Origin of the sequence: Rahnella sikkimica (assembly GCF_002951615.1) — a bacterium.
Lineage (GTDB): Bacteria > Pseudomonadota > Gammaproteobacteria > Enterobacterales > Enterobacteriaceae > Rahnella > Rahnella sikkimica.
This window is the reverse complement of sequence record NZ_CP019062.1, coordinates 1,066,604-1,084,952: the sequence shown is the minus strand read 5'-3', so window position 1 is coordinate 1,084,952 and position 18,349 is coordinate 1,066,604. Positions and strand designations below refer to the sequence as shown.

Genomic DNA, 18,349 nt, shown 5'->3' with positions numbered 1-18,349 from the left:
TAAGAGGCGATATGAAATCTGCGTTGTTACTGGTCGATTTGCAAAACGATTTTTGTCACGGTGGCGCGCTCGCCGTGAAAGACGGAGAAGCGACCATTGCCGTCGCCAATCAGATGATGTCGTGGTGTAAAAGCCGCGATATTCCCGTGGTGGCATCGCAAGACTGGCACCCTGCCGGACACAAAAGCTTTGCCGCGAATTCGCATCAGGATGCCTGGACTCTGGGCGAACTGAACGGGTTGCCGCAAGTCTGGTGGCCGGTTCACTGCGTCCAGCAGGAACCGGGCGCTGAGTTTCATCCGTCTCTGAATACCCGTCTTTTGGATTTTGTGGTGCAAAAAGGCACAGATGCAGAAACAGACAGTTACAGCGCTTTCTTCGATAACGGCCACCGCGGCGAAACCGTGCTGAACGGCTGGCTGAAGGCTGCGCAGATTTCGCATCTTTACGTGATGGGTCTGGCGACAGATTATTGCGTGAAGTTCACGGTGCTCGACGCACTGGCGCAAGGATATCAGGTCACGCTGCTGACCGATGGCTGCCGCGGAGTAAATATCGATCCTCACGACAGTGCTGAAGCTATTGAAGTGATGCGCGAGGCCGGGGTGCAAATCGGCACGGCGGCCGCACTGAACGGCTGATTCCCCCCTCACCTTCATCAGATAAAAAGGCGCGTTATGCGCCTTTTTATCTGATGAAGACGGGTTGCATGTTCTCATCGCGAAGGGGCTGATGAGTCCTTTTCCGGACTATTAGGTTTGTTTTACAGAAGTTAATGCAATAGAACTCGTTTTAGGTATGCGTTGTACGTTATAAGTAGCACACTATCATTAATCATTCTGCTGTAACGTATGATAACTTTTCCGCTAATTTGCGACGTTGATAATGTGACCGTGACTTTCTATCAACGAAGAAAAAATGGACTATGTATCGTCGTACCAATAAGATGGCGCCGCTTTTTATTGAATGAATGATTAAAGCTTAGGATGAGCAGGCTTTGCATAAGGATTTTCAGATTGAAAGAATACCAATATCAAATTTTAAAAAACTGCCTGCAGCGTGAAGTGATGGACTCAGAGAAAGATTTTTCCTGGTTTCGCACGTTGCATCGCGCAATAAAATGCCCGGGGCGGCGTTTCTATTTCTGGTGGCGTATCGCGAATTATCTGTATAAAACAGGTGATAAAGCTTCCAGAAAATATGCAATTTCTATAAACAGAAAATTAAGAAATAAATATGGGACCGATATTAATCTGGGCGCAGATATAGGCCCCGGATTGAAAGTTTCCCATTTCGTCGGCATTGTGGTAGCCGATTGCTGCGAAATTGGTTCAAATCTGAATATCAAACAGAATGTGACGATTGGTATCAAGTACGAAAACCAAAGCGGCAAAATTTATATCGGCAACAATGTGACCATTGGTGCCAACAGTTGCATTATTGGCAGTGATATCAACATCGGGAATAATGTCACGATCGGTGCGATGAGTTTTGTCGATAAAAATGTGCCGAATGACTGTGTCGTCTACAACCAGAGAACAGATAATCTGGTTTATAAGAGAATTGCGTAGCGGCTGACGAACGTTTCTTTTCGTTGCAGAGACTTCATTTTAAAGGCGCTCCTGAGCGCCTTTTTTCATCACTTAACACTAAAACGGCCACATCACTCAGGTTTGAGTCTAATCAGTGCATCCTGAGCGAACTGCTGTTTGAGTTCCTGCTTGCTTTTGGTGACGATCTGCCCGTCGGTGCCGATGCTCATATGCTGGGCATCCACATTGTGGCGTGACTGGTACAGCATCACCGCCTGCAGGCTGTGCTCTTTTTGTTCTGGCGTCAGCGCCACACCGTCTGGCCATTTCCCCAGCTCTACGGCCTGCGCCAGACGTGCGTAGATTTCCGGCGTCATTACATCAATGAGTTGATTAATTTCCATCTGAGCACCTCTGTTCAACACGATTATTCGAAAGGTTTTGAATAATAGCTGAATCGATTTTGTCGGTAAGATTACAGCACCGTTTATCCGGCCGTTTTTTCGCCACTTTTGCCATCAGTAAAACTCATCGAGGCAGAATTTACGCAGTAACGCTCACCTGTCGGTTGCGGGCCATCGGGGAAAACATGCCCTAAGTGTGCCTCACAGCAGGAACAACGAATCTCAACGCGCTCCATATTATGCGTGCTATCAGTAAGATATTTAATCGCATCGTGGTGTACAGGCTGATAAAAGCTTGGCCAGCCGCATCCGGATTCGTACTTACTCTCGGAGTAAAAGAGAGGCGCGTTACATACCACGCAATGATAGATGCCTTCACGCTGGTTGTGCAGCAGTTTTCCGGTGTACGGACGTTCAGTTCCGTGATCCTGGGTGACATAGCGTTGGATTTCAGTGAGTTGTTCGGGTGCAGAAGCAGATTTGGATGTATTGCTCATGATTATCGTTCTCTGACGAATTTAAAATACAACTAAATTAACAGTTTATAATAACAAAAAATTAACAACAGTTCAGCCTGTTTTGTCCTAAACTGTATGGCATCAGCGTTAGCCAGCTCCAACTTGTGATGGCGATCACACTCCTGATCTTCTTGCCCTTTATATTCAGTTTTTCGCCCCCATGTGGTTGTGAGCCGATTAAAAAAACGGAACGTGCAATAAGCGAGCAAGAGTAGGTCGTCGCTTTGACTTACAGCAATAATTGACACGATTCCGCTTGACGCTCAGCGAGGTTTTTGTAATTTTACAACCAACCTTTTATTCACTAAAAAAATAGCTGGTGGAATATATGACTATCAAAGTAGGTATCAACGGTTTTGGCCGTATCGGTCGCATTGTTTTCCGTGCTGCTCAGGAACGTTCTGACATCGAGATCGTAGCAATCAACGATCTGTTAGACGCAGAATACATGGCATACATGCTGAAGTACGACTCAACTCATGGTCGTTTCAACGGCACCGTTGAAGTTAAAGACGGTCACCTGGTTGTTAACGGCAAAACCATCCGTGTTACCGCTGAGCGTGACCCAGCTAACCTGAAATGGAACGAAGTTAACGTTGATGTTGTTGCTGAAGCTACGGGTCTGTTCCTGGACGACGCCACTGCACGTAAACACATCACTGCAGGCGCTAAGAAAGTTGTTCTGACTGGTCCATCTAAAGATGACACCCCTATGTTCGTTATGGGCGTTAACCATAAAGAATATGCAGGTCAGGAAATCGTTTCTAACGCATCTTGCACCACTAACTGCCTGGCTCCACTGGCTAAAGTTATCAACGACAACTTCGGTATCGTTGAAGCGCTGATGACCACTGTTCATGCAACTACCGCAACTCAGAAAACCGTTGATGGCCCGTCTCACAAAGACTGGCGCGGCGGCCGCGGCGCATCTCAGAACATCATCCCTTCTTCTACCGGTGCTGCTAAAGCAGTAGGTAAAGTTATCCCAGCTCTGAACGGCAAACTGACGGGTATGGCGTTCCGCGTTCCTACTCCTAACGTTTCTGTTGTTGACCTGACTGCACGTCTGGAAAAACCAGCAACCTACAAAGAAATCTGCGCAGTAATCAAAGCAGCTTCTGAAGCAGGCGACCTGAAAGGCGTTCTGGGTTACACCGAAGACGACGTTGTTTCTACCGATTTCAACGGCGAAAAACTGACTTCCGTATTTGATGCGAAAGCAGGTATCGCGCTGAATGACAACTTTGTGAAACTGGTTTCCTGGTACGACAACGAAACTGGCTACTCAAACAAAGTACTGGATCTGATTTCTCACGTTTCCAAATAATTGGCAATGTTGATGAACTGATTGAAGGGCGACGCAAGTCGCCCTTTTGCTTTCTGTGAGATGCACTTTTTTATCAGGTACATGAGTGCGATCAAACAGATTGACGACGTTCATCTGTAGTCTCGGTTCTTATCTTCGTAATTGTTAAAAACCTGACAGGACTTTAGATAATGACAGAACAACTCTTTTCTCTTCCGGTCGTAAATCAAATCTCAACCCCTATCAGCCAGCGTCAGATTGACGAACTGCCGGTGATCGTTGTTTCTCATCCCAAAGTAAAAGCGGCCGTGGCCTTACAAGGCGCACATTTATTGTCATGGCAGCCTGAGGGCCAGGCGCCTGTGTTGTGGATGAGCAGCGCCAGCGCGTTTAAAGACGGCGTGGCTATCCGCGGCGGTATTCCCATCTGCTGGCCATGGTTTGGCCCGGCGGGTAAACCGTCTCACGGCTTTGCGCGTAACTTCCCGTGGGCACTGACCGACCACAAAGAAAGTGATGATGGCGTTGTCCTGACCTTCACGCTGAAAAGCTCGCCTGAAAGCCTGGAACTGTGGCCACACGAATTTGTGCTGACCGCGCGCTTCACACTGGGCGATACCTGCCACATTGAGCTGGAATCTGCCGGTAACTTCGAAGCGAACAGTGCCCTGCACACCTATTTCAACATCGGCGATATCGCGGATGTCACCGTTAAAGGCCTGGGTGCAAGTTTCATTGATAAAGTCGATGGTGCAAAACTGAAAGAAGAAAGCGGCGACCTGACCTTTACCGGCCAGACTGACCGCATCTACACCCAACCGCAGGCGACCAGTGAAATCGTTGATCCTGTACTGAAACGCACGCTGATTGTTGCGCATGAAAACAACGCTGACGTTGTGGCGTGGAATCCGGGCTCTGCGCTGTCAGTGAGCATGGCCGATATGCCGGATGACGGCTACAAAACCATGGTTTGCGTTGAGACGGCGCAGGTGTCGCACAAGCATATCTCGACTGCCGCTGTGCCAGCACGTCTGGCTGTGACTTTCTCTATCCGTAAATAAACGGCCAGAGTGTCGCCGCAGTAACGACAAAGGGGCCGGTTGGCCCCTTTTGCATAACATCGTTTCAGCGGACTCCTGCCCTATAAGCGACGGATTTATCCCGATTGCTGTAATTTTCCCAAGGCGGCCACGGTAGCATGTAACAGAATCTAACCACACCAGTGCAGCAGACACCCGGCTATACAATCCTCCGCGTACATTTCTCAGAGTGGTGAACTATAAATGTGCAAATGGGGCGAAACGCCCCATCAATGCGCAAGCTACGCACCAGAAAAGTGCTGGCTGAGTTAAAAGCTGTAGGTGACGCCTGTCCATACTATGGCGGTATACGATTTGTCGACCATCGGGCTGTCTTTGACTTCATCCGCTAAACGGATATAGCGCCCCGTGAAGAAGCCCTGCCAGTCGCGGGTGAAGCTATAACGCGCGGATAGCTCAGCGTAAGGGCTGAAGCTGTCGCCAGCAGAATAGCTGTTAAGACCACTGCGGCGTGATTCGCCATTCGTGACGCCATAATAATAATTGTTCTGGTTGCTGCTGCTCCACATCACACCGAGGCCGGGAATGAGTGCCCAGTTGTCCTGATGAATCGGATAGAGGTACGCAGCATCGGCGACCATGCCATTACTGTTATTGAGCACATCGCCGTTGAACGTGGTGCGCAGTGTCCCCCAGTCCTCGACGTGCGAATAGGCCAGACCGCCCATCAGTGTGCCACGACGTTTGTTAAGACGTTTCATCTGCTGGTCGTCAGAATCATCAGGCTTAAAACCAAATGGAATGTAAGTCGCTGTAACGCTGAATTTATTACTGTCGTCTTTCCAGAGATAGTAGCCTGCAGTCAGTGATTTGAAATAAAAATCATCGCTCTCGTAAGACACAACCGGCACGGGGTAGACTTTGTTGTCATAACCCCGATATGCATTGACATCCCCCAGAGCCGAAGCGCCGAGTGACCAGGTTCCTGCGACCGCTGCATGGCTGAACAGCACTGCCGAGCCCACGATGGACAGTGTTTTCACGTTCAAAATCTTCATTGTCTTAATTCCATTAAGTAAAAAATCGTCGGTAGTGTAAATCAAGCGTAAGTGTCCCGCTTAGCATTTCTCGTTCTGAAAAAACCTTACCCCGAAAAATCGAAGCGATCTCACAATTTATCTGCAAAATATGAAATAAAAATGACTAAAGAAATAACTTTCGGTCTGCAAGGCACGTCCTGCAAGGCTTTTCAGAGCATTCCGGACAACTGAGTCATTGAAATGACTTAAAAAACGGCAAAACCAGAGAGGAAATTTTTCTAATGCCAAACTACGCTTATAAATAGATGAAAGACTTAGCCTGAACAGTCGCCCGTCCCACCGATTTATGACAGTTTTGGAAACATCGCAACTGTCGGCATCAAAGGGGTTCTGCAAGTTGGCATAAGGGTTGCTGTATTCAGGTGGGGGATCTTTCTTCCGGGGCTTAGCGCTCATTAACCTGTGCTATACCCAAGTCTTTGAGGTTGCGCTAACACTTCAAAACGAAAGGTAAAATAACGAAGGACGGGCATCGTATGAACATATTTGACCACTATCGCCAGCGCTATGAAGCTGCCAAGGACGAAGAGTTCACACTGCAGGAATTTCTTACCATTGCACGGCAAGATCGCAGTGCTTATGTCAATGCGGCGGAACGTCTGTTGATGGCAATCGGTGAACCAGTGATGGTAGATACCGCGCTTGAACCACGCCTGTCGCGTTTATTCTCGAACCGTGTTGTTGCACGCTACCCTGCATTTGAAGAATTCTACGGCATGGAAGAGGCCATCGAACAGATCGTCTCCTATCTGAAACACGCCGCGCAGGGTCTGGAAGAAAAGAAACAAATCCTCTATTTACTGGGCCCGGTGGGTGGCGGTAAATCGTCGCTGGCCGAACGGCTGAAATCCCTGATGCAACGTGTACCGATTTATGTGCTGAGCGCCAACGGCGACCGCAGCCCGGTAAACGATCATCCGCTGTGCCTGTTTAATCCGCAGGAAGATGCGCATATTCTCGAAAAAGAATACAACATTCCGACGCGCTATCTGGGCACCATCATGTCGCCGTGGGCGGCAAAACGTCTGCACGAATTTGGCGGCGACATCACGAAATTCAGAGTCGTGAAAGTCTGGCCGTCGATTCTCGAACAAATTGCCATCGCCAAAACTGAGCCCGGCGATGAAAATAACCAGGACATCTCCGCGCTGGTCGGGAAAGTGGATATCCGTAAGCTGGAAAACCACGCGCAAAACGATCCGGACGCATACGGTTATTCCGGCGCACTTTGCCGCGCAAACCAGGGTGTGATGGAATTCGTTGAGATGTTCAAGGCACCGATTAAAGTGCTGCACCCGTTGCTGACCGCCACACAGGAAGGCAACTATAACGGGACTGAAGGGATCTCTGCCCTGCCTTTCAACGGCATTATTCTGGCGCACTCCAACGAATCTGAGTGGGTGACGTTCCGCAACAACAAGAATAATGAAGCGTTCCTTGACCGTGTGTACATCGTCAAAGTGCCTTACTGCCTGCGCGTTTCTGAAGAGATGAAAATCTACGACAAGCTGCTCAGTAACAGTGAGCTTTCCCATGCTCCATGCGCGCCGGGCACGCTGGAAACGCTGGCCCGCTTCTCGATTCTTTCGCGCCTGAAAACGCCGGAGAACTCCAGCAGCTATTCCAAAATGCGTGTTTATGACGGTGAAAGCCTGAAAGACACCGACCCGAAAGCCAAGTCCTATCAGGAATACCGCGATTATGCGGGCGTGGACGAAGGCATGAACGGGCTGTCGACGCGTTTCGCATTTAAAATTCTGTCCCGCGTGTTCAACTTTGATCATGTGGAAGTCGCCGCCAACCCGGTTCATCTGTTCTACGTTCTGGAACAGCAAATAGAGCGCGAGCAGTTCCCGCAGGACATCGCTGAAAAATATCTGGAACACCTGAAAGGCTATCTGATCCCGAAATACGCTGAGTTCATCGGCAAAGAGATCCAGACCGCTTATCTGGAATCCTATTCAGAGTACGGGCAAAACATTTTTGACCGTTATGTCACCTACGCTGACTTCTGGATCCAGGATCAGGAATACCGCGACCCGGATACCGGCCAGCTGTTTGACCGTGAATCCCTGAACGCAGAGCTGGAAAAAATCGAAAAACCGGCGGGGATCAGCAATCCAAAAGATTTCCGTAACGAAATTGTCAACTTCGTGCTGCGTGCCCGCGCCAACAACAGCGGCCGCAATCCAAACTGGACCAGTTACGAAAAACTGCGCACGGTCATTGAGAAAAAAATGTTCTCAAATACCGAGGAATTACTGCCAGTTATCTCGTTTAACGCCAAGACGTCGACCGATGAACAGAAGAAACATGATGATTTTGTCGACAGAATGATGGAGAAAGGATATACACGCAAACAGGTTCGCCTGCTGTGTGAATGGTATCTGCGCGTAAGAAAATCTTCGTAACAGAGGATCGTTGGCAACGTCGTTTGGGGGAAATATGACGTATTTCATTGACCGACGGCTGAATGGCAAAAACAAGAGCGCGGTGAACCGCCAGCGCTTCTTGCGCCGCTATAAGTCGCAAATCAAACAGTCGATTGCCGGAGCCATCAACAAGCGTTCGGTTACCGACGTGGACAGCGGGGAATCGGTTTCGATCCCCAATGCAGATATCAACGAACCCATGTTTCATCAGGGTCGCGGTGGCTTACGCCACCGTGTTCACCCCGGTAACGACCACTTTGTACAGAATGACCGTATCGAACGACCGCAAGGGGGCGGTGGCGGCGGCAGTGGTCAGGGCGAAGCCAGTCAGGACGGTGAAGGCGAAGACGAGTTTTCTTTCCAGATCTCCAAAGACGAATATCTCGATCTGCTGTTTGAAGATTTGGCGCTTCCTAACCTGAGAAAAAATCAGCATAAACAGCTGACCGAATTTAAAACCCACCGCTCCGGTTACACGTCTAACGGCGTACCGGCAAACATCAGTGTGGTGCGCTCTTTGCAAAACTCCCTGGCTCGCCGCACGGCGATGACCGCGGGGAAAAAACGGGAGCTGCGTGAGCTGGAATCGACGCTGACCGAGGTCGAACACAGTGAACCGGCACAATTACTCGAAGAAGAACGGCTGCGTAAAGAGATCGCCGAGTTGCGGGCGAAAATCGCCAAAACGCCGTTCATCGACACCTTTGATTTACGTTATCGCAATTACGAGCGTCGCCCTGAGCCCTCCAGCCAGGCCGTGATGTTCTGTCTGATGGATGTCTCCGGTTCTATGGATCAGGCAACCAAAGACATGGCCAAGCGTTTCTATATCCTGCTCTATCTGTTCCTGAGCCGGACGTATAAGAACGTCGACGTGGTCTATATCCGTCACCACACACAAGCTAAAGAAGTGGATGAACAGGAGTTTTTCTACTCGCAGGAAACCGGCGGGACCATCGTTTCAAGCGCACTGAAACTGATGGATGAAGTCATCCAGGAACGTTACGACCCGGCGCAGTGGAACATTTATGCCGCGCAAGCCTCCGATGGCGACAACTGGGCTGACGACTCCCCTCTGTGCCACCAGCTTCTGGCGCAGAAAATCCTGCCGATGGTGCGTTATTACAGTTATATCGAAATCACCCGCCGCGCCCACCAGACGCTGTGGCGTGAATACGAAGTGTTGCAGGAGAAATTTGATAATTTCGCCATGCAGCATATCCGCGAACAGGAAGATATTTATCCGGTCTTCCGTGAGCTGTTCCATAAGCAAACTGAAAATGGGTAATTGACGTGTTGACTAGTCCTGATATAGGTTGACACTTTTCAGCCTTAAAACGCCCGATGAACTTCATCGGGCGTTTTGTATTTTAATGACAGATGGGGGCGCCGGGTGTTGTAGATTTCCACCGACTCCATGACCATCTTTCTTGCCTGCACGATATCTTCCGGCTTAACGAGCAGATATTCCATTTTTAAAATACCATTTACGCGTTCTGCCAATGCATTCTGATAACAGTCATATCCATCTGTCATTGAGCAGATAACGCCATGTCGTTCATGTAATTCCTGATATTTTGCGGAGCAGTACTGGACGCCGCGATCCGAGTGATGCACCAGCGGTGAGCTTGTACGCCTGTTATTCAGCGCCATCTTAAATGCCCTCACGACATGATGCGTATGGAGACTCTCGTGCACATGGTATCCCACTATTTTTCTCGACCAGGCATCGGTCACCAGACTGACATATGCCGTTCCATTACGCACTGGAAGGTAGGTAATATCCGCTACCCATACCTGCTCCGGCTGGCTGGCAACTACCTGATTTTCCCCTGACTTCAGTAAGTTAGGGTGACGGTAAAAACGATGATGGCTATTTGTCGTTTTGTGGTAAGCCCGTTTAGGCATTACCAGTAACCGCGAGCAACGTAATATCTGGAAGAGGCGATCCCGGCCAACGTGCGGCGCAGGTTCGGGTTGCTGTCGCAATAAGTAATGCAACTTACGTGTTCCCAACCTGGGCTGTTGCAACCGGATAGTAGTCACTTGTTCAATGATATTTTTGGCCTGTATTTCTCGCGTACGCTCACGTTGCAAAGACTGATACCACGCTTGTCGGCTAATCCCCATGAACCGGCACGCGCGCGTTACTGTGAGTCCCGGCGCTTGTGCTTGCGTGATAATGTAGCCCACTGCTTTTTTGACAGATTGGCTCCGAACTCCGTGTTCATTACCTTCACAACCGCTTCAAAAAATTGAGATTTTACTTCTGATTCAGCAAGTTGCTGTTCGAGTTCTTTGATTCGCTGCTCGGGAGTAAGAGGTATTTTAGGCATGTTAACTCCACACGTTCTTGCAGGAGAGGGGGAAAGCCAGTCGAGTTGACCGTATTTGCGTAGCCACTTCAAGACAGTAGAACGGCCTTGAATACCGTAGCGGTCTTGCGCCTGACGGTAAGTCATTTCACCTTTTTCGACCTGTTGGACAACGGTCAATTTAAAGGATAGAGGGTAATCGCGTTGAGTGCGTTTAACATATTGGTTCATCACATTTTCCTCAGTATACGAGTTAAATGTGTCAACGCTATTTAGGACGGGTCATGTCAATAAAAAAAGCCAGAGGATCTCTCCCCTGGCTTTTTTATGTATTCCGCGAAGGAAATTACATGCCGTAGACCAGATTCACAGAAGTGACGGTGTCGGTTTTATCCGGCGCACTCGCTGGTGGTTTGGTGTTGTACGTCACGTCATACGCAACTTTCAGCGAGAAGTGGCTATTGATAGCCACAGTCAGCGCAGTTTCTGAGTTCAGCGTGGTTTCATCGTTGGCTAATACTGAGAAGCCCTGAGTGAAACGCGCGGTATCGCTGATCTGGTAACCGTAAGTACCGGAACCGTAGGCAAGAGCACGGGTGGTGTTTCCGCCCTGCTCGAATTCATCATGACGAACACCCGGACCGGCTTCCAGATTCAGGGTATGAACCGGACCACTCCAGATCTGACGACCGTAACCGACGGTTGCCACATCGCGCGAGCGATAACCGTTGTAGCGGTCACTCAACCAGCTCGCCTGACCAAAGAGGTAGTTCGCGCTATCCAGATTATAACGGGTACGACCACCGGCCTGATACTTCTCGGATGAACGGACACCGGAAGAAGAGGTGTTGCGCGCTGAACCCCACAGGCTGTAAGCCGTGTTGGTATCAAACCAGGTCATTGTGGTATCAGCATTCAGCGTGGAGTTGCTGGTGTTACCGGTTTGTGCACTGTAACCCGCCTGCACATTGCCTACGAAAGGCTTCTTCGCCTGAGCAGGATCATCGAGCGAGGTGAAAATTGTGGTGTCTGCAAGGCTTGAAATACTGAACAGCGCTGCACCGCAAATTACGGCACAAGCTGGTAAACGACGTACAACCCGAAAAAACATTTTGTTTCCCCAATAAGACTTAAGGCAAATAACGAGACTAAACTACACGATGTATGCCATTAATTAGGATCCGTTAATCAAGCCTGACAACTCCGTTTCGATGGCACATAGATACAAATATTTTTACCGCAACGAATATACCGCACTCAGCACGGGATATCTTAATAAAGCGGATTTTTTAGAGAGTTCCGAATGACAGTTATTCCCGGCAATATAAACAGACAAAATCATTACGTTTTCTTTCATTGATTTTTATTTCAATACAGTTCTGTAATCATTCCTGCTGCGCCAAACTGACTTCTTACCCTGCCGCTCTCGTCAGAGAGCTTGCGAACCGGCGACGTACAGATTTCCGCCGAACGCTTCACTGAATCTTGTCCTTTTGAGCGATGCGGGGTAGTTTTATCCCGATAACATCTTATTTTTGCCTCGGGTTCCTCGAAGGCAGCCTTCAGGAGGAGTGGTCATGGCTTTACAAAAAGAGATTATTCAGGCTCTGCACGTTAAACCGCACATCGATGCCGGACAGGAAATCCGTGTCAGCGTCGATTTTCTCAAAAGTTATCTGCTGGCCCACCCGTTCATCAGGACACTGGTTCTGGGTATCAGCGGCGGGCAAGATTCTACTCTTACCGGCAAACTTTGCCAAACGGCAATTAGCGAATTACGTGCGGAAACAAAAGAAGACGACTATCAGTTCATCGCCATCCGTTTGCCGTATGGCGTACAGGCTGACGAGTCCGACTGTCAGGACGCCATCACTTTTATTCAGCCCGATCAGGTTCTGACCGTAAATATTAAAAATGCGGTCCTGGCGAGCGAAGCGACTTTACGTGAAATTGGCATCGAACTGAGCGATTTCATTAAAGGCAATGAGAAAGCGCGTGAACGCATGAAAGCCCAGTACAGCATCGCCGGAATGAAAAAAGGCGTTGTTGTCGGCACCGACCATGCGGCGGAAGCCGTCACCGGTTTCTTCACCAAATACGGCGATGGCGGCACGGATATCAACCCGATTTTCCGTCTGAACAAACGTCAGGGTAAAGCGCTGCTCAAAACACTGGGCTGCCCGGAACATCTGTACACCAAAGCGCCGACTGCGGATCTGGAAGAAAACCGCCCTTCTTTGCCCGATGAAGTTGCGCTGGGCGTAACCTACGAGCTGATCGACGATTATCTCGAAGGCAAAAAAGTGGACGACAGCGTCGCGGCGATTATCGAAGGCTGGTATGTGCGCACTGAACATAAACGTCAGCCGCCGATCACGGTGTTCGATGATTTCTGGAAGAAGAAGTAAATTCTCTGTCACGGACACGCCCTGCGTGTCCGTTTCTTATTGCGAGTTCTCACTTCCGGTTCTGATATCACAAGTTACTTTCCATTCATTAACGAAGTCATTACCCTAAGCTCCCTTCCGGACTGACTGACAGTGATGTTTTCAATGCAAAAATTCCTTTTCCTGCTGCTGAGCATGGTGTTGCTCGGCCCTCTGGGTATCGATCTGTACCTGCCCGCCATCCCGGCGATTGCCCTCGGTTTGCAAAGTTCCGAAGCGGTAATTCAGTCTTCGATTTCGTTATTCATTCTGGTGATGGGATTAGGGCAACTGGTCGCTGGCCCGCTGGTGGACAAATTTGGACGCCGTCCGATCGCGATTATCGGCATCGTGGTCTATCTGGCAGGCGCGATAATCGCGGCAACATCGGTTGCGCCGTGGATGTTCCTGTTCTCCCGTGTGGTTCAGGGGCTGGCCGTGTGCTGCACGTCGGTGGTGATTTTCAGCGGTGTACGTGACCGCATGAGTGGCAACGACGCTGCCCGCGCCTACGGTTTCCTCAACGGGACGCTCAATATCATTCCCGCACTTGCACCGCTGATTGGCGGCCTGATTGCGCAATATTATGGCTGGCGTGCGCCATTCTGGGCGCTGGCCGGTTATACCGTGGCGGTCATGCTGCTGGTCATTTTCAAACTGCCGGAGACCCGCCCGGCGGATACGCAAACTAACTCCGGCCTGCCGTTTCGCCAGTACGCGCGGATCCTGTCGGATTCACGTTTCATCACTTTCGCCGCAGTTAACGCCGGTGCGATGGGTATGGCGCTGACCTATGTCTCGCTGGCACCGACCGTGCTGATGAACGTCGCCGGGCTCACACCGCTGGAGTTTTCTATCGTATTTGGCGCAAATGGCTTCTGGATTATGGCGGTGAGTTTTATTGCTAACCGTATTATCCGCAAAGTGGGACGTCCGGCGTGCCTGAAAACCGGCGGTATCCTGATGTTTGCCGGTTGCCTGGGGCTGGTTGCGGGGATCACGCTGATGCCTGCCGCAGAACAAACCGCGACCTGGCTGTATATGCTGCCGGTTGCCAGCGCCTGTGCGGGTTTAGCGTTCCTGATGGGGCCAGCCACCAGCTATGCGCTGGAGCCGTTCTCAAGTGAAGCCGGTGTGGCGTCTGCGCTGGTCGGTTCGGTGCAGATGGCGGGCGGTGCATTGCTGGGTTTTATTGCGATGGCGTTGCCGTTACAACCCAAGCTGAGCGTTGCGCTGGTGATGCTGGCGGGAGGATGTCTGGCAATGCTGGCACGTCGTGCCAGTAAGAAATCGACGGGTCAGCTGACCCGTCTGGAAAACTAAAAAATCTTTACCCGGCGGTGGTGACCGGTACGCGCGGCGCGAGCGCACTCAGCAGCTCGTAGCCCAGTGTACCGGCTGCCGTCGCCACATCATCCACCGGCAGATGATTACCCCACAGTTCGACCGGCGCACCGATCTGCGCCTGCGGACACGGCGTTAAATCCACCGCCAGCATATCCATCGAAACCGTTCCTACCGTTTTTGTCCTCACGCCATCCACCCAAACCGGCGTGCCGGAAGGCGCGTGTCGCGGATAACCGTCTGCATAACCACAGGCCACCACGCCCACACGCTGCGGTTGTGCGGCACGGTAACGCCCGCCATACCCGACGCGGTCACCGGCATGAAGCGCCTGCACAGCAATCAGCTCACTATTGAGCGTCATCACCGGCTGCAAACCGGTTTGGGCGATGTCCTGCCACTGCCCGCTCGGTGACGCGCCGTACAAAATAATCCCCGGACGGATCCAGTCATAATGTGTCGACGGATGCCAGAGCGTCGCAGCTGAGTTGGCAAGACAGCGCGGGCCGGAGATGTTTTGCCCCGCCAGATTCACCGCCGCCATCTGAGCATCCACGCCTTCCACGCTGTCAGCCGTGGCGAAGTGGCTCATCAGCGTGATTTCCCCGACCTGCTTCAGTTCACGCAGCTGATGCCAGACATCACTGACGCGCGCTGGCGCAAAACCCAGACGGTTCATACCGCTGTTTACTTTCAGATAAACGTTCACCGGCTGGCTGAGACTGGCCTTTGCCAGCGCCTGAATTTGCCAGTCGCTGTGTACTGACGTCGTCAGCCGGTAATGGTCAATCGTGATTACATCAGCGGGAGAAAAGAAACCTTCCAGCAGCAGGATCGGCCCCTGCCAGCCGGATTCACGCAGGAATATCGCTTCGTTGAAATCGAGTAACGCGAAACCATCGGTACCCGACAGGCTTTTCCAGATACGGGGAATTCCGTGGCCGTATCCGTTGGCTTTCACCACCGACCAGACCTTGCTGTTGGGGGCAAAACCCCGGATGACATTGAGATTTTGGGATAACGCAGACAGAGATAAAGTGGCTGAAATCGGGCGAGGCATACCAGCTCCGGCAAAGTGCAAAGTAACGCCCGCGCGGCATCAGTCACCACGCGGGGCAAGAAAACCGGTTTTTATGCCACCGGATGCATTTTATGCGGGCCAGCCGGACGGGCGATAAAGCCAGGGCTGTAGCGCTCAACCGATAAATCATCAGAAGGAATTGCCGGAGTCACGCCGGACATAATGTCAGATAACAGCTGGCCGGAACCGCAGGCCATCGTCCAGCCGAGCGTGCCGTGGCCGGTGTTCAGATACAGATTTTTGATGCGCGTACGGCCGACAATCGGCGTACCGTCAGGCGTCATTGGCCGCAAACCGGTCCAGAAAGTCGCCGCCTCAACGTTACCGCCGTTCGGGTAGAGATCTTTCACCACCATCTCCAGCGTTTCACGGCGCGCCTGCGCCAGCTTCAGATTGAAGCCAACAATTTCCGCCATCCCGCCTACACGGATGCGATTATCGAAACGCGTAATCGCAATTTTATAAGTCTCATCCAGCACGGTTGAAACCGGCGCAGAAGCCGGGTCAGTGATCGGAATCGTCAGCGAATAGCCTTTCAGCGGATACACCGGAATGGAAACCAGATCCGCCAGCAGCGAAGTAGAATACGAGCCAAACGCCACCACATAAGCATCCGCTTTCACCAGATCGTCGCCACACTGGACACCGGTAATCTCGCCGTTGTCGACATGCAGCTTATCGACCGTCCGGTTGAACTCGAATTTCACGCCAGCCTGACGCGCCATTTCCGCCAGCGTGCGGGTGAACAGCTGACAGTCGCCGGTTTCATCGTTGGGCAAACGCAGACCGCCCGTTAGTTTGTGCGCGACCTGCGCCAGCGCCGGTTCTGCGGTTGCCAGCTGGCTGGATCCCAGCAACTGATAGGGCACGCCGGCGTCTTCGAGCACCGCGATATCTTTCGCCGCGCTCTCAAACTGCTGTGCCGTACGGAACAGCTGCAACGTACCGCCCTGACGGCCTTCGTACTGAATGCCTGTTTCTTCGCGCAACGTTTTCATGCAGTCACGGCTGTATTCCGCCAGACGAACCATGCGGCTTTTGTTGGTCTGGTAGTGGTTCATGTCGCAGTTACGCAGCATCTGCCACATCCATTTGAGCTGGAACTGCGTCCCGTCCAGACGGATTGCCAGCGGCGCATGCTTCTGGAACATCCATTTGATTGCTTTAACCGGAACACCCGGAGCCGCCCATGGCGCAGCGTAGCCCGGTGAGATCTGCCCCGCATTGCCCGCGCTGGTTTCTTCCGCAGGCCCGGACTGACGGTCGATAACCGTCACATCATGTCCCGCTTTCGCCAGATACCATGCACTGGCGACGCCGACCACACCACTGCCTAAAATCACCACACGCATATCGACTCCACTCCACGACAAAACAAAGCATAATATTCTGATGACAGGAAATTAACCTGACTGCGAAAAATCGCCAACACAGGCGTTCATAACCGTGAGTTGTTTCACATTTATTTATCGTTCATGACAGCATTTTTTTCAATAGCTGCCAATAAATAACGATATATCGCAACATTCCGGCTTTCAGGAGAGAAAATAAGGGCTTTATGACAGCATTGATTGCATTGAAGTCACCGGTCTTTGCCGCTTATGTGCCGGGTTTCCCTGTGGTCTTTTATTCTTGTATGCAAGCATATTTTCAGCATTAATAACTGAAATTAGCGCTGTGTATGACATTACCTGATATCGCGCATGAGGAACGGGGTTGCTCTCTGAAGGGGGTTTATAAAGCGGGTTTAAATGCCCGCGGCTAAGTCTCCGGTTTAATTTCTGCAAAACTGTCCGCCTGAGTGGCCACCTGAAAATGTGAGCAATATCGCGGTAGCTCAATTACTGACCTACACTTCGAAAGCTTCATAACCCGCACCGTTCATTTCAGCGACATTCATTTCAGCGATAAGGAGTCACCGTGAATAACTCAAACTTTCTGAAGCTCAAAGATGGCACGCAACTGTTTTATAAGGACTGGGGAAGCGGTCAGCCCGTGGTTTTCAGTCATGGCTGGCCGTTATCTGGCGATGCGTTCGAAGATCAGATGCTGTTTCTGGCGGATAAAGGTTACCGTGTGATTGCGCACGACCGCCGCGGCCATGGCCGTTCCTCGCAGCCGTGGGACGGACACAATATGGATCAATATGGCGATGATCTGGCCGAACTCGCCGCCCACTTAGATCTGAAAGAAGCGGTTCACATCGGGCATTCAACCGGCGGCGGTGAAGTGGCGCGTTACATCGGCCGCCACGGTACGGCGCGCGTCGCCAAAGCCGTGCTGATTGGCGCGGTGCCGCCGATTATGATCAAAACAGATTTCAATCCGTCCGGATTGCCACTTTCTGTGTTCGACGGTATCCGTGACGGCGTAAAACAAGACCGTTCGCAGTTTTTCCTGGATTTGCCGGATGCCTTTTTCGGCTTTAACCGGCCAGGTGCAAAAATTTCAGAAGGTTTGCGTCAGAGCTTCTGGCGTCAGGGCATGCAGGCCTCGATAAAAGCACTTTATGATTGCGTGAAAGCTTTCTCTGAAACCGACCAGCGCGAAGACCTGAAAAAGATGACCATTCCGACGCTGGTGATTTACGGTGACGATGACCAGATTGTGCCGCCGGCCTCTTCCAGCGAAGCCGCACTCAAGCTTCTGCCACACGGGAAAGGCAAAGTCTATCCGGGTGCATCGCACGGTTTATGCAGTACACATAAAGATCAGATTAATGAAGATTTATTAGAGTTTATCCGCAGCTAATTCCGCTTCCCCCGCTTTCAGTTGTCTGAAACTGACCCAAAGCCTGGTTCTCTGCGGCTTTGGGTCTTCATTGCGCTGCGATTGACAGCCCCTTTCCATC

General features: G+C 51.1%; 16 protein-coding genes. 9 read left to right on the top strand and 7 right to left on the bottom strand.

Annotated elements, in window-relative coordinates:
• Positions 1–11 precede the first annotated feature (11 nt).
• Both pncA and BV494_RS05010 read left to right on the top strand, forming a co-directional pair.
• The gene (pncA, locus tag BV494_RS05015; protein WP_104921853.1) at positions 12–641 is read left to right on the top strand and encodes a bifunctional nicotinamidase/pyrazinamidase; all 630 of its coding nucleotides are present in this window, start codon (positions 12–14) and stop codon (positions 639–641) included.
• A 375-nt stretch (positions 642–1,016) separates the two neighbouring features.
• Positions 1,017–1,571 carry a serine acetyltransferase gene (locus tag BV494_RS05010; RefSeq protein ID WP_104921852.1) on the top strand — a complete coding sequence of 185 codons (555 nt, stop codon included), beginning with the start codon at positions 1,017–1,019 and terminating at the stop codon, positions 1,569–1,571.
• Between the two features lie 92 nt (positions 1,572–1,663).
• Here BV494_RS05010 and BV494_RS05005 read toward each other — a convergent pair whose 3' ends face one another.
• A complete protein-coding gene (locus BV494_RS05005) occupies positions 1,664–1,936 on the bottom strand; it encodes a YeaC family protein (RefSeq protein ID WP_104921851.1) in 273 nt (90 codons plus the stop codon).
• Between the two features lie 83 nt (positions 1,937–2,019).
• Positions 2,020–2,433 (bottom strand): peptide-methionine (R)-S-oxide reductase MsrB, encoded by a 414-nt coding sequence (msrB, locus tag BV494_RS05000; RefSeq protein ID WP_104921850.1) that lies wholly within the window; start codon positions 2,431–2,433, stop codon positions 2,020–2,022.
• A 349-nt stretch (positions 2,434–2,782) separates the two neighbouring features.
• Between msrB and gapA the strand changes: the two genes are divergently transcribed.
• On the top strand, positions 2,783–3,781 hold the full coding sequence (gene gapA / locus BV494_RS04995) for a glyceraldehyde-3-phosphate dehydrogenase (RefSeq protein ID WP_056770313.1): 999 nt from the start codon (positions 2,783–2,785) through the stop codon (positions 3,779–3,781).
• A gap of 170 nt (positions 3,782–3,951) precedes the next feature.
• On the top strand, positions 3,952–4,821 hold the full coding sequence (locus tag BV494_RS04990) for a D-hexose-6-phosphate mutarotase (protein WP_104921848.1): 870 nt from the start codon (positions 3,952–3,954) through the stop codon (positions 4,819–4,821).
• 287 nt (positions 4,822–5,108) lie between these two features.
• On the opposite strand, the gene BV494_RS04985 is transcribed toward BV494_RS04990, so the two are convergent.
• Positions 5,109–5,858 (bottom strand): MipA/OmpV family protein, encoded by a 750-nt coding sequence (locus BV494_RS04985; RefSeq protein WP_104921847.1) that lies wholly within the window; start codon positions 5,856–5,858, stop codon positions 5,109–5,111.
• A gap of 518 nt (positions 5,859–6,376) precedes the next feature.
• Between BV494_RS04985 and yeaG the strand changes: the two genes are divergently transcribed.
• Together yeaG and BV494_RS04975 are read left to right on the top strand one after the other, a co-directional pair.
• Positions 6,377–8,311 (top strand): protein kinase YeaG, encoded by a 1,935-nt coding sequence (gene yeaG / locus BV494_RS04980; RefSeq protein ID WP_104921846.1) that lies wholly within the window; start codon positions 6,377–6,379, stop codon positions 8,309–8,311.
• Positions 8,312–8,345: 34 nt separating this feature from the next.
• On the top strand, positions 8,346–9,620 hold the full coding sequence (locus BV494_RS04975; RefSeq protein WP_104921845.1) for a YeaH/YhbH family protein: 1,275 nt from the start codon (positions 8,346–8,348) through the stop codon (positions 9,618–9,620).
• A gap of 44 nt (positions 9,621–9,664) precedes the next feature.
• On the opposite strand, the gene BV494_RS04970 is transcribed toward BV494_RS04975, so the two are convergent.
• Positions 9,665–10,878, bottom strand: a protein-coding gene (locus BV494_RS04970; RefSeq protein ID WP_104921844.1) for an IS3 family transposase whose coding sequence is annotated in 2 segments (ribosomal slippage) — positions 9,665–10,539 and positions 10,539–10,878 — 1,215 coding nt in all. Because the reading frame shifts where the segments join, the coding sequence is not laid out codon by codon here.
• Positions 10,879–10,993: 115 nt separating this feature from the next.
• Positions 10,994–11,758, bottom strand: coding sequence for a DUF481 domain-containing protein (locus tag BV494_RS04965; RefSeq protein WP_104921843.1), 765 nt, complete (start codon positions 11,756–11,758; stop codon positions 10,994–10,996).
• 466 nt (positions 11,759–12,224) lie between these two features.
• Between BV494_RS04965 and nadE the strand changes: the two genes are divergently transcribed.
• A complete protein-coding gene (nadE, locus tag BV494_RS04960) occupies positions 12,225–13,055 on the top strand; it encodes an NAD(+) synthase (protein ID WP_104921842.1) in 831 nt (276 codons plus the stop codon).
• Between the two features lie 144 nt (positions 13,056–13,199).
• Positions 13,200–14,396 (top strand): multidrug effflux MFS transporter, encoded by a 1,197-nt coding sequence (locus BV494_RS04955; protein WP_104924706.1) that lies wholly within the window; start codon positions 13,200–13,202, stop codon positions 14,394–14,396.
• Between the two features lie 7 nt (positions 14,397–14,403).
• Here BV494_RS04955 and dadX read toward each other — a convergent pair whose 3' ends face one another.
• Both dadX and BV494_RS04945 read right to left on the bottom strand, forming a co-directional pair.
• Positions 14,404–15,477, bottom strand: coding sequence for a catabolic alanine racemase DadX (dadX, locus tag BV494_RS04950; protein ID WP_104921841.1), 1,074 nt, complete (start codon positions 15,475–15,477; stop codon positions 14,404–14,406).
• Between the two features lie 71 nt (positions 15,478–15,548).
• Positions 15,549–16,850 (bottom strand): D-amino acid dehydrogenase, encoded by a 1,302-nt coding sequence (locus BV494_RS04945; protein ID WP_104921840.1) that lies wholly within the window; start codon positions 16,848–16,850, stop codon positions 15,549–15,551.
• Between the two features lie 568 nt (positions 16,851–17,418).
• On the opposite strand from BV494_RS04945, the gene BV494_RS04940 reads away from it, so the two are divergent.
• Positions 17,419–18,249 carry an alpha/beta fold hydrolase gene (locus BV494_RS04940; RefSeq protein WP_104921839.1) on the top strand — a complete coding sequence of 277 codons (831 nt, stop codon included), beginning with the start codon at positions 17,419–17,421 and terminating at the stop codon, positions 18,247–18,249.
• Positions 18,250–18,349: the final 100 nt, after the last annotated feature.

Bases quoted from the DNA above. Each gene is read 5' to 3' on its own strand.
- dadX (WP_104921841.1), bottom strand. From the start codon at position 15,477: ATGCCTCGCCCGATTTCAGCCACTTTATCTCTGTCTGCGTTATCCCAA.
- BV494_RS04975 (WP_104921845.1), top strand. From the start codon at position 8,346: ATGACGTATTTCATTGACCGACGGCTGAATGGCAAAAACAAGAGCGCG.
- pncA (WP_104921853.1), top strand. From the start codon at position 12: ATGAAATCTGCGTTGTTACTGGTCGATTTGCAAAACGATTTTTGTCAC.
- yeaG (WP_104921846.1), top strand. From the start codon at position 6,377: ATGAACATATTTGACCACTATCGCCAGCGCTATGAAGCTGCCAAGGAC.
- BV494_RS04945 (WP_104921840.1), bottom strand. From the start codon at position 16,850: ATGCGTGTGGTGATTTTAGGCAGTGGTGTGGTCGGCGTCGCCAGTGCA.
- BV494_RS04990 (WP_104921848.1), top strand. From the start codon at position 3,952: ATGACAGAACAACTCTTTTCTCTTCCGGTCGTAAATCAAATCTCAACC.
- nadE (WP_104921842.1), top strand. From the start codon at position 12,225: ATGGCTTTACAAAAAGAGATTATTCAGGCTCTGCACGTTAAACCGCAC.
- gapA (WP_056770313.1), top strand. From the start codon at position 2,783: ATGACTATCAAAGTAGGTATCAACGGTTTTGGCCGTATCGGTCGCATT.
- msrB (WP_104921850.1), bottom strand. From the start codon at position 2,433: ATGAGCAATACATCCAAATCTGCTTCTGCACCCGAACAACTCACTGAA.
- BV494_RS04985 (WP_104921847.1), bottom strand. From the start codon at position 5,858: ATGAAGATTTTGAACGTGAAAACACTGTCCATCGTGGGCTCGGCAGTG.
- BV494_RS04955 (WP_104924706.1), top strand. From the start codon at position 13,200: ATGCAAAAATTCCTTTTCCTGCTGCTGAGCATGGTGTTGCTCGGCCCT.
- BV494_RS04965 (WP_104921843.1), bottom strand. From the start codon at position 11,758: ATGTTTTTTCGGGTTGTACGTCGTTTACCAGCTTGTGCCGTAATTTGC.
- BV494_RS05005 (WP_104921851.1), bottom strand. From the start codon at position 1,936: ATGGAAATTAATCAACTCATTGATGTAATGACGCCGGAAATCTACGCA.